At 57.8% G+C, this 11,374-nt stretch carries 3 protein-coding genes, 2 tRNA genes, 3 rRNA genes and 3 pseudogenes; 6 read left to right on the plus strand and 5 right to left on the minus strand.

Translation table 11 applies throughout. The features are described 5' to 3' along the window. Positions 1–12 precede the first annotated feature (12 nt). Entirely contained in the window at positions 13–1,227 is a 1,215-nt protein-coding gene (locus OKW27_RS34230) for a DUF2863 family protein (protein ID WP_429336052.1), read from the minus strand. Between the two features lie 272 nt (positions 1,228–1,499). Here OKW27_RS34230 and OKW27_RS34235 point away from each other — a divergent pair, with 272 nt between their 5' ends. The 6 genes from OKW27_RS34235 to rrf all read left to right on the plus strand — a co-directional run bounded on the left by OKW27_RS34235 (position 1,500) and on the right by rrf (position 8,469). Next, positions 1,500–2,615 (plus strand): AI-2E family transporter, encoded by a 1,116-nt coding sequence (locus tag OKW27_RS34235; RefSeq protein ID WP_429336620.1) that lies wholly within the window; start codon positions 1,500–1,502, stop codon positions 2,613–2,615. A gap of 469 nt (positions 2,616–3,084) precedes the next feature. Continuing rightward, positions 3,085–4,617 (plus strand): 16S ribosomal RNA (locus tag OKW27_RS34240). A 75-nt stretch (positions 4,618–4,692) separates the two neighbouring features. Next, positions 4,693–4,769: transfer RNA gene (locus OKW27_RS34245), tRNA-Ile, on the plus strand. Positions 4,770–4,822: 53 nt separating this feature from the next. Further along, positions 4,823–4,898, plus strand: a tRNA-Ala gene (locus OKW27_RS34250). A gap of 348 nt (positions 4,899–5,246) precedes the next feature. Beyond that, a 23S ribosomal RNA gene (locus tag OKW27_RS34255) occupies positions 5,247–8,128 on the plus strand. Positions 8,129–8,355: 227 nt separating this feature from the next. Next, a 5S ribosomal RNA gene (gene rrf / locus OKW27_RS34260) occupies positions 8,356–8,469 on the plus strand. The 16S, 23S and 5S rRNA genes sit together here with 2 tRNA genes alongside, the layout of an rRNA operon. 368 nt (positions 8,470–8,837) lie before the next feature. Here the strand turns inward: rrf and OKW27_RS34265 are convergent. From OKW27_RS34265 to OKW27_RS34280, 4 genes and pseudogenes are all read right to left on the minus strand, one after another. Further along, a pseudogene (locus tag OKW27_RS34265) lies at positions 8,838–8,981 on the minus strand (hypothetical protein); the annotation flags it as partial. 91 nt (positions 8,982–9,072) lie between these two features. After that, positions 9,073–9,259, minus strand: a pseudogene (locus OKW27_RS34270) (IS110 family transposase); the annotation flags it as partial. Positions 9,260–9,324: 65 nt separating this feature from the next. Beyond that, positions 9,325–10,893, minus strand: coding sequence for a transposase (locus OKW27_RS34275; protein ID WP_425199440.1), 1,569 nt, complete (start codon positions 10,891–10,893; stop codon positions 9,325–9,327). A 125-nt stretch (positions 10,894–11,018) separates the two neighbouring features. Beyond that, positions 11,019–11,153, minus strand: a pseudogene (locus tag OKW27_RS34280) (IS110 family transposase); the annotation flags it as partial. Positions 11,154–11,374: the final 221 nt, after the last annotated feature.

The raw sequence follows: 11,374 nt of genomic DNA on the forward strand, positions 1-11,374 counted from the left end.
ACGACTTCGAAATCAATGGAAATGGGGTTGCGCGGGCTCGGCGTCTTCGGGCATTTCCGCGTGGACGATTTCGCCGAGCGGGTCCGCATACAGCGGCACGCCGCAGTCGTCGCAATATTCCGGCTCGAAGCGGCCCGCGTGGCGGCGCACATCCGTGATGCCGGTTTCCTTGAGCAGCGCGACGATTTCCTCGAGCGGTTCATCCGAGCCGGTGATTTCCTCCGGCTCCTCGTCGATGCCCGCCTCGCCGTTTTCGCGGCCGTAGAGTGGCCACACGACACCGTAGATCACGTCGTTGCTGCCCTTGCGCGTGAAGCCGACGCGGTACTCGTCGATGCGCCGTTCGCCGAAGCCGGCGACCACCGCGCGCAGATCCTGCGGCGCCGCGCCAATAGTGTCGAAAAGATAACGCACGGCGGTACGCACGGTGTGCGGACGCACACTTTCATCGGCGTCGCGGCACGCCGAGTAGTACGCATCCGGCAGCAGACATTCGAATTCGCAGCCCGGCAGCACGACCGACAGATTCGCGCCGCCTTGGGTGGCCCATTGTTCGAGACATTGGCCGCGCTCGATGCGAGCGCCGTGCTCTTCTTCCTGCCAGCGGAACGTCGCGTCGCCGACGGGAGCGGCGACTACGGCGAGCAGAAAGCGCGGGTCCGCCAGAATCGGCGAGGTCTCCGGCAGTTCGCCGAAATTGAGCTTCGCGTTGCCGCCGCTGACCGCGGCTTGCGCAAGTTGCTGGGCGATGCGCCACGTTTCGACGTGATGGCGCGGCAACTGGTCGATGCTGAACAGGAACGGAGCCATTGCCACGCGCGTGTTGGCGGCGAGCACGTGCGCTTGCAGGTGTGCGCGCAGGGCGTCGGCGGCGTCGGACTTGAGCGGGCCGGACGGAATCACGTAGCGGGTCCAGGCGAGCACAGGCGCGGCGATCAGCAGCGCTTCATAAGACACGCCTTCATATTCGATCACGAACGATTCGCTGTGCGTTTCCGCCATGTCGGCCAGCGCGCCGTAGGCATCCGGATGGTTTTGCTGCAGATGGTCGAGCGCGGCGTCTAGCGTAGTCTGGTTGGCGTTGCGCACGACTTTGGCCAGCAGCGCGTCGAGCTTCGCTTCCCAGAAGCGATCTTCGGTACGGCTGCCCGAGGCGAAAAGCGCGAGCGAGAGACCGACGAGCTTGTCGGCGTCGGGAGGGAGACGTTTGGTGATTCGCGAGCGCATAAATCCAGAAAAATTGGGGGCACGGAACCTTATATTCTAGTCTTTTCCAGGCAGCTATATGGATTGGCCAGCAATCTCCGGGCAATTTGGGCGCTTTCATCTCAAAAAATGCGGTCGCCACCGGCACAGTCGCAAGCGACTCGCAACACCCTGGCGGGATGGTATAAGACACCCCGGACGCCCAACTCGCTTCTATACTGACGGCGTTCAGCGGGCGCCTGACGGGCGTGTGTCATGTCATTGCCACGGTCTGGCGCAATAGGAGATTCATCGTGAAATCTGACCAACTGATCGAGCGACTTGCCGCGGTATTCGCATTGATTGTGCTCGTGGGTGGGTCGTTGCTGGTGCTGGCGCCATTTACGACCGCGCTGCTGTGGGGCGCCATCCTCAGCTACAGTTCCTGGGGACTCTACCGGCGACTCACCGGCGTGGTCGGCGGGCGGCGCAAGCTGGCCGCGACCTTGATCGTGCTGATTATTCTGGTCGTGGTGCTCGGGCCGTTCGTCTATGCGGGTTTCGCGTTCGGCGCGCATGTTCACGACATCGTTGCGCTGGTGCAAAGACTTTTCGAGTCGGGGTTGCCCGATTTGCCGCCGTGGGTGCAGCGGATCCCGCTGGTTGGTTCGAGCATCGAGGCCTTTTGGGAGCGCTTGACCAGCAGCAATTCCGAGTTGATCGCGCAATTGCACACGCTCGCCGCGCCGGCTGGGAAGTGGATTCTGGCGGCGGCGCTTGCGGTGACGCATGGGCTGGGGCTGCTGGCGTTGAGCATCGTGCTCGCGTTCTTCTTTTATACCGGTGGCGAGGGGGCGGCCGCCTGGCTGAACGCCGGCATGCGTCGAGTAGCCGGTGAGCGCGCCGGGTATCTGCTGGCGCTGGCGGGCAGCACGGTGAAGGGGGTGGTCTACGGGATTCTTGGTACGGCCCTCGTACAGGCGGTTCTCGCGGGATTCGGTTTCTGGATGGCGGGCGTACCGGCGCCGGCGTTGCTCGGGCTCGTGACGTTTTTTCTGTCGGTGGTGCCGGGCGGTCCGGTCATTGTCTGGTTGCCGGCAGCGATCTGGCTGTATCAGGGCGGGTCGACTGGATGGGCGATTTTTGTGGTCATATGGGGCCTGCTGGTAGTCGGCATGGCCGACAACGTCATCAAGCCGATCCTGATTGGCAAAAACAGTGACATGCCGTTGATTCTGGTGATGCTCGGCATCCTCGGCGGCGCGTTTGCGTTTGGTTTTCTTGGTGTTTTCATCGGCCCGACGTTGCTGGCGGTCGCTTATACCGTGCTGCATGATTGGACGATCGGCGCATCCGCCGCCCAGACGCTGGCGCCCGAAGTGAAAACCCCATCGATAGACGATCCGGGCCGTATGGGAAAGATCCCCTAAGGAAAACCCCAGGATTTCGCTTGCAAGTTCGGGCTGCGGCGACTGGAATTCCGGTCTTTCGTGCTCCGGACGCCGGGGTGCGGAGAAGCGGGAAGCCTTTGATGGCGTGGGCTTCGGCGGCGTGGGCAGGTTAGGCGAGTGATAAAAACCTGTTGACGATCCGGTGGAAGTTCTCCATAATTCCGCTTCTCTGCTGCAGACGCAGCGACGCAAACGAAGCGGTGCCGGGTAGTGGTGGTTCAGGCGCGGCGGGTTTGGCGGACCGATCTTTAAAAACTAACAGTCGATAAGTGTGGGCGCTTGATGCGGAATGCGGCGGCGGATTCTCCGGAGTCTGCTGTCAGGCAGAAGTATCAGAAGCCTCACACAGTATTAGAGGAAGGTTTGTCTGTCGAAAGACGGATCAATCATCGTCAGTACGTTGAGTGAGCGACCGGGTTCGAGAGAGCCCGAACACAGTAACAGGTTTGAACTGAAGAGTTTGATCCTGGCTCAGATTGAACGCTGGCGGCATGCCTTACACATGCAAGTCGAACGGCAGCACGGACTTCGGTCTGGTGGCGAGTGGCGAACGGGTGAGTAATACATCGGAACGTGTCCTGGAGTGGGGGATAGCCCGGCGAAAGCCGGATTAATACCGCATACGCTCGGGAGAGGAAAGCGGGGGATCTTTCGGGACCTCGCGCTCAAGGGGCGGCCGATGGCAGATTAGGTAGTTGGTGGGGTAAAGGCCTACCAAGCCGACGATCTGTAGCTGGTCTGAGAGGACGACCAGCCACACTGGGACTGAGACACGGCCCAGACTCCTACGGGAGGCAGCAGTGGGGAATTTTGGACAATGGGCGCAAGCCTGATCCAGCAATGCCGCGTGTGTGAAGAAGGCCTTCGGGTTGTAAAGCACTTTTGTCCGGAAAGAAAACCTTGTGGCTAATATCCGTGAGGGATGACGGTACCGGAAGAATAAGCACCGGCTAACTACGTGCCAGCAGCCGCGGTAATACGTAGGGTGCGAGCGTTAATCGGAATTACTGGGCGTAAAGCGTGCGCAGGCGGTGCTGTAAGACCGATGTGAAATCCCCGGGCTTAACCTGGGAACTGCATTGGTGACTGCAGCGCTGGAGTATGGCAGAGGGGGGTGGAATTCCACGTGTAGCAGTGAAATGCGTAGAGATGTGGAGGAACACCGATGGCGAAGGCAGCCCCCTGGGCCAATACTGACGCTCATGCACGAAAGCGTGGGGAGCAAACAGGATTAGATACCCTGGTAGTCCACGCCCTAAACGATGTCAACTGGTTGTCGGGCCTTCATTGGCTTGGTAACGTAGCTAACGCGTGAAGTTGACCGCCTGGGGAGTACGGTCGCAAGATTAAAACTCAAAGGAATTGACGGGGACCCGCACAAGCGGTGGATGATGTGGATTAATTCGATGCAACGCGAAAAACCTTACCTACCCTTGACATGTATGGAATCCTGCCGAGAGGCGGGAGTGCCCGAAAGGGAGCCATAACACAGGTGCTGCATGGCTGTCGTCAGCTCGTGTCGTGAGATGTTGGGTTAAGTCCCGCAACGAGCGCAACCCTTGTCCCTAGTTGCTACGCAAGAGCACTCCAGGGAGACTGCCGGTGACAAACCGGAGGAAGGTGGGGATGACGTCAAGTCCTCATGGCCCTTATGGGTAGGGCTTCACACGTCATACAATGGTCGGAACAGAGGGTTGCCAAGCCGCGAGGTGGAGCCAATCCCAGAAAACCGATCGTAGTCCGGATCGCACTCTGCAACTCGGGTGCGTGAAGCTGGAATCGCTAGTAATCGCGGATCAGCATGCCGCGGTGAATACGTTCCCGGGTCTTGTACACACCGCCCGTCACACCATGGGAGTGGGTTTTACCAGAAGTGGCTAGTCTAACCGCAAGGAGGACGGTCACCACGGTAGGATTCATGACTGGGGTGAAGTCGTAACAAGGTAGCCGTATCGGAAGGTGCGGCTGGATCACCTCCTTTCCAGAGCTGTGCATTCATTGCACTCAAGTGCTCACGCTTATCGGCTGTGGTTAGAAGAAACGCAGACAGGCTCAGGGGTCTGTAGCTCAGCCGGTTAGAGCACCGTCTTGATAAGGCGGGGGTCGATGGTTCGAATCCATCCAGACCCACCAGTGTCTTGTCTGGTGAGCTGAAGGGCTGGGGCCGCTGGAGTATCTGTGAGACTGGGGGATTAGCTCAGCTGGGAGAGCACCTGCTTTGCAAGCAGGGGGTCGTCGGTTCGATCCCGTCATCCTCCACCAATCCTCAATGCCAAGGGTTCAGCACGAAGTGATGCTGAGTACTTTGCATTGGCGATTGAGCCAGTCAGAGCGGTATGAGGCACAGGCTTCATACCGGCTGCCGTTCTTTAACAATCAGGAAGAAGTAGTAAAGAGATTCACGAAAGGCACCTGGAGATGGGTGCGGAGTAGGTGAATCAGGGTTGTGATTGTATCGATGTATTTTAAAGGTGATCGAAAGATTGCTTTGGAATACGGCGCAACACGAATACTCAACCTGTAGCGAGTGCGTCTATCCCCTGCGGGGATGGGACCCACGTAAGCGCTAAAGCGCTAGCGTGGGTCGACACAGAGACACACCCGTTATAGGGTCAAGCGAACAAGTGCATGTGGTGGATGCCTTGGCGATCACAGGCGATGAAGGACGCGGTAGCCTGCGAAAAGCTCCGGGGAGCTGGCAAACGAGCATTGATCCGGAGATGTCCGAATGGGGAAACCCACTCCTAATGGAGTATCCGTAGCTGAATCCATAGGCTGCGTGAGGCGAACGCGGTGAACTGAAACATCTAAGTAACCGCAGGAAAAGAAATCAACCGAGATTCCCAGAGTAGTGGCGAGCGAAATGGGATCAGCCGGTACACGTTATCTGTATTGTTAGTCGAACGCTCTGGAAAGTGCGGCCATAGCAGGTGATAGCCCTGTAGACGAAAACAGCATGGAAGAACTGGGTGTACGAGAAGTAGGGCGGGACACGTGAAATCCTGTCTGAAGATGGGGGGACCATCCTCCAAGGCTAAATACTCGTGATCGACCGATAGTGAACCAGTACCGTGAGGGAAAGGCGAAAAGAACCCCGGGAGGGGAGTGAAACAGATCCTGAAACCGCATGCATACAAACAGTCGGAGCCTCTGCGAAGGGGTGACGGCGTACCTTTTGTATAATGGGTCAGCGACTTACATTCAGTGGCGAGCTTAACCGATTAGGGCAGGCGTAGCGAAAGCGAGTCCGAACAGGGCGTCCAGTCGCTGGGTGTAGACCCGAAACCAGGTGATCTATCCATGGCCAGGTTGAAGGCACGGTAACACGTGCTGGAGGACCGAACCCACTAACGTTGAAAAGTTAGGGGATGAGCTGTGGATAGGGGTGAAAGGCTAAACAAACCTGGAAATAGCTGGTTCTCTCCGAAAACTATTTAGGTAGTGCCTCGTGTATCACCTTCGGGGGTAGAGCACTGTCATGGTTGTGGGGTCCATTGCGGATTACTACGCCATAGCAAACTCCGAATACCGAAGAGTGCAATCACGGGAGACAGACATCGGGTGCTAACGTCCGGTGTCAAGAGGGAAACAACCCAGACCGCCAGCTAAGGTCCCCAAATATGGCTAAGTGGGAAACGAAGTGGGAAGGCTAAAACAGTCAGGAGGTTGGCTTAGAAGCAGCCACCCTTTAAAGAAAGCGTAATAGCTCACTGATCGAGTCGTCCTGCGCGGAAGATGTAACGGGGCTAAGCCATATACCGAAGCTGCGGATGCACAGTAATGTGCATGGTAGGAGAGCGTTCCGTAAGCCTGCGAAGGTGCACTGGAAAGTGTGCTGGAGGTATCGGAAGTGCGAATGCTGACATGAGTAGCGATAAAGGGGGTGAAAGGCCCCCTCGCCGTAAGCCCAAGGTTTCCTACGCAACGTTCATCGGCGTAGGGTGAGTCGGCCCCTAAGGCGAGGCAGAAATGCGTAGCTGATGGGAAGCAGATTAATATTTCTGCACCATTGTGAAATGCGATGGGGGGACGGATCGCGGAAGGTTGTCCGGGTGTTGGAAGTCCCGGTCCTTGCATTGGAGAAGGCGCTTTGGCAAATCCGGGCGCGGAATTCAAGGGTGCGAGGCGAGCCACTTCGGTGGCGAAGCAACTGGAAGGGGTTCCAGGAAAAGCCTCTAAGCTTCAGTTTCACAGTGACCGTACCGCAAACCGACACAGGTGGGCGAGATGAGTATTCTAAGGCGCTTGAGAGAACTCGGGAGAAGGAACTCGGCAAATTGGTACCGTAACTTCGGGATAAGGTACGCCCTCATAGCCTGACTGGCCTGCGCCAGAAGGGTGAAAGGGTTGCAATAAACTGGTGGCTGCGACTGTTTAATAAAAACACAGCACTCTGCAAACACGAAAGTGGACGTATAGGGTGTGACGCCTGCCCGGTGCCGGAAGATTAAATGATGGGGTGCAAGCTCCTGATTGAAGTCCCGGTAAACGGCGGCCGTAACTATAACGGTCCTAAGGTAGCGAAATTCCTTGTCGGGTAAGTTCCGACCTGCACGAATGGCGTAACGATGGCCACACTGTCTCCTCCCGAGACTCAGCGAAGTTGAAGTGTTTGTGATGATGCAATCTCCCCGCGGCTAGACGGAAAGACCCCATGAACCTTTACTGCAGCTTTGCATTGGACTTTGAACCGGTCTGTGTAGGATAGGTGGGAGGCTATGAAGTTGGGACGCCAGTCTCAATGGAGCCGTCCTTGAAATACCACCCTGATCTGTTTGAGGTTCTAACCTTGGCCCGTGATCCGGGTCGGGGACAGTGCATGGTAGGCAGTTTGACTGGGGCGGTCTCCTCCCAAAGTGTAACGGAGGAGTACGAAGGTACGCTAGGTACGGTCGGAAATCGTGCTGATAGTGCAATGGCATAAGCGTGCTTGACTGTGAGACTGACAAGTCGAACAGGTGCGAAAGCAGGTCATAGTGATCCGGTGGTTCTGTATGGAAGGGCCATCGCTCAACGGATAAAAGGTACTCTGGGGATAACAGGCTGATACCGCCCAAGAGTTCATATCGACGGCGGTGTTTGGCACCTCGATGTCGGCTCATCTCATCCTGGGGCTGTAGCCGGTCCCAAGGGTATGGCTGTTCGCCATTTAAAGAGGTACGTGAGCTGGGTTTAAAACGTCGTGAGACAGTTTGGTCCCTATCTGCCGTGGGCGCTGGATATTTGAAGGGGGCTGCTCCTAGTACGAGAGGACCGGAGTGGACGAACCTCTGGTGTACCGGTTGTCACGCCAGTGGCATCGCCGGGTAGCTATGTTCGGAAGAGATAACCGCTGAAAGCATCTAAGCGGGAAACTCGCCTTAAGATGAGATATCCCCGGGGCTTCGAGCCCCTTGAAGGGTCGTTCAAGACCAGGACGTTGATAGGTCAGGTGTGCACGTACAGTAATGTACTGAGCTAACTGATACTAATTGCCCGTAAGGCTTGATCCTATAACAGGTGTGTCTCGACCCGCGTGAGTGCTTCAGCACTTACGCGGGTCCGATCCCCGAAGGGGATTTGTGTGACCTCCCGCGGGAGCTCACAGAAACGCACGGTTGGGATTCAGTGTTGTGCCAGAAACAACACAACCCCCCACACTCGAATCCTTTACGCTTCTTCCCGATTGGCTGTGGCGCGACCGGTTGACTTCAACCCTGCGACGCAGCAACCCGTCATGCCTGATGACCATAGCGAGTCGGCCCCACCCCTTCCCATCCCGAACAGGACCGTGAAACGACTCCACGCCGATGATAGTGCGGATTGCCCGTGTGAAAGTAGGTAATCGTCAGGCTCCCCTCCAGTCAGAAACCCCACCCGCCGCGGTGGGGTTTTTGCGTTTACGCGGCCCAAATCAACAGCAACATGCTCGACCGAGCACGAACAACAAGCGTGGTCGGACGCCGTTGCCAGCCACTGCCAAAAGTAGCCTGTTGATCGACGCGTTTTTGCGCATACGACCTGTGCACAAACAAGCGTCTAGCTCGTCCCGAGCGCTGCTCGGTGGCGTTCCCGCGCTCGACGCTAGCCTCCCGCACGTATCTAAGGACACAAGGACTCTCTTACTATATCGGATAGTCTTATGCGTATCAGTAAGCCAAATCACTACGTGGAAAGGGCGGTTTCAAGGTCGAAGCGCAATGGCGGGTTTAATTGTAGTGGTCAAGTTATTTCGGACAGGCTGATAGGTTCTTTTACTGTCGGTTTTGCCTCGTAGGCAACGGGCGACGGATAGCCCAAAGTCGAATGCAAGCGTACTGCGTTGTAAAAACCGACGATGTACTGGTTGATGTCGCGCCGTGCTTCATCGTGGTTGGCGTACTGACCGGTGAAAGACGATCAACAGGTTCAGCAGAAACTCGCCGCCCTGAAGTCCCTGCTCATCAAGTTGCCTATACACCGATTGCTGCTCGATGCTCTTGACCGGCACGTAACGCATGTTCGGCCCCGCGACTGCCTCGCAGATTGCCTCAGCATCCACCGCGTCATTCTTGTTCGTCTTGACGTACGGTTTGACAAACTGCGGTGCAATCAGTCGGACCATATGGCCCATGGCCTGCAGCTTGCGAGCCCCAATAGTGCGCAGGCGGGGAGGTTGGCTGTGGCGCGACAATCTGGATGAGAGGCCGTGTTGCCTCACGGGAAGATGTTACTCCAGCCTAATTGTCGTTTTCCGATTGTTTTGCGATGAAGGCTGGCGCTGCGTAGCGGCGCCAGCCTTCATCGCAGCGGGCTCATCGAGGATTCTGGTAACCAGTTCCCTCGCGCGGTTTGATCGCCATGCTTTCACGCGGCGCTGCAGGGTGCGTAGCTGGGCACTGGAATACATCGCGGGTGCCAGCGCGACGAGGCGCTCGTGCAGTTTCCTTGCTGTAATGCCAGGCTCGGATTCGAGCCATTGCTGGATCGTCGGCCACGTGTGCTCGAACGGATCTTGCCGGCTGCGCCACGTGTGGGGCACACCGGCCTTCCGCTGGTGGGTTGGTCTCACCTCGCCGTCCTGCCACGCTGTTCCGAGGCTGACCAGGAATTCCGCCAGGGCAACGCGGTCAGGTGTCTCTGTCTCGGCCGGTGGGGTGCCGCATTCACTGCAGGTCGCAACGTGCTGCTGTGCTTCACGCATCCGGCACAACAGATCCAGCGGGTCGAGCGCCCTGAACCGGGTTCGGAGTTTGCGTTTGGTTGCCTCCGGCACTGAGGCCGATCGCAGGACGCGCTCGAGCGGCGTCAAGGGTGATTCATAGTGCTTCGTCACCTTCGCGCCGTGACGTGTCTTGGATTTCAGCTTGAACGACGGCTGGAAGAAGTTGATGTAGAGCCGCGAAACCTGGTAAAGGGAGGCAAGGATTTCCGTGGCCTCCAGACCTTGCAGCCTTCCGTAGCCGACCAGGCGGCGAACGATAGCGCCATTCTTCTGCTCGACCCACGCCTGGTCGTTCTTCTTGTATGCACGCGACCGCGTAAGCTCGATGCCCATCGCTTTGCAGAAGTCGAACACCGTCTCGTTCATGAAGGCGGTATCGTTGTCGCAATCCAGACCGCGCAGGGGAAACGGCAACGCACGGCGGACCTGCTCGATATACTCCAGAACGAATGCGCCGCTGCGAAACGGCATGGCCAGGCATTCGGTCCATCCCGTCGCGATATCGGTCATCACAAGCGTGTGCACGAGTTCGCTGTCGACCTTGCCGCCACCACAATGCTGCACGAAATCGATCTCGAAATAACCGGGCAGCGGATCGTTCCAGTCCGAGAAGGTCCGGATCGGCACGGCACGGCGAATAGCACTGCCGACTCCGCTGGCGCGTCGGTGTTGGCCACCGAAAGCCTGCTCGCGCACGTCGTGCAGCAGTCGGTCAATGGTGGCGGCGCTGATCTGCTTGAGCCGCTGGTGGACGCCCTTCGATAGTGACAGGTGACCATGCCTTGTCATCGACTCGATCAGCGTCGGGATCAGCGCTTTCAGCCGCTTGCCGCAGATCCGGTCAGCGGCCTCCCAGAGGGTGATCAGCGCGGCGCCCACCTCATCGTCATAGCGTCTCTGCGGGCCGGGCTTTACCTTTGGCGGCCGCAACTCCCGGCACAGCACACGGATCGCGTGCTTCCGATGGTAACCCGTCAACTCAACGAATTCGTCCAGTATCTGGCGTTTCTCATTCTGGTCAGAACGGCGGTACCGCTCGCCGACTGCTTCAGTCAATTCCTGTCGTGTTGTCATGCTGAGCCGCCTCGTCATAAGTCGCTCCCGCCTGCATGCTGACGGGTAGCAAATTACATGAGGCAACGACCCTCGCCCGGTAACAAAAAACCTGAGTCAATGCGGCTCTCATCTTGTTTGACGCGCGGCAGGTTGGCGAAGAAGCCCGCAACGTGATTTCGCTTGAGCACTTTCTTCAGCACCGTTCGACCATGCTCATTTACACCATGGACGGCAAAAACGTTCTTCGCCAGATCGATGCCAACTGTCGTAATCTTCATGATGGGCGCTCCCCTCGGTCAGGTGGTTGCTTCGACACATCCACTTTGGCACATTGATGCCGCTTCGGGTGGGGGCGTCCATCCCATTAGTCTTGACGCTAGCTCGTTCGACGGCAGCGACCACTTCTGCTTGTGCTGCGCGATGAGTTCGAGAACGGCCTGCAGTCGCAAGTTCGCCTGTGGCGCGCTGACCGTGTGGACCGCCGGCTTCTCCCTGAATC

The sequence above is a fragment of the Paraburkholderia sp. 35.1 genome (assembly GCF_050436525.1).
Taxonomy (GTDB): domain Bacteria; phylum Pseudomonadota; class Gammaproteobacteria; order Burkholderiales; family Burkholderiaceae; genus Paraburkholderia; species Paraburkholderia tuberum.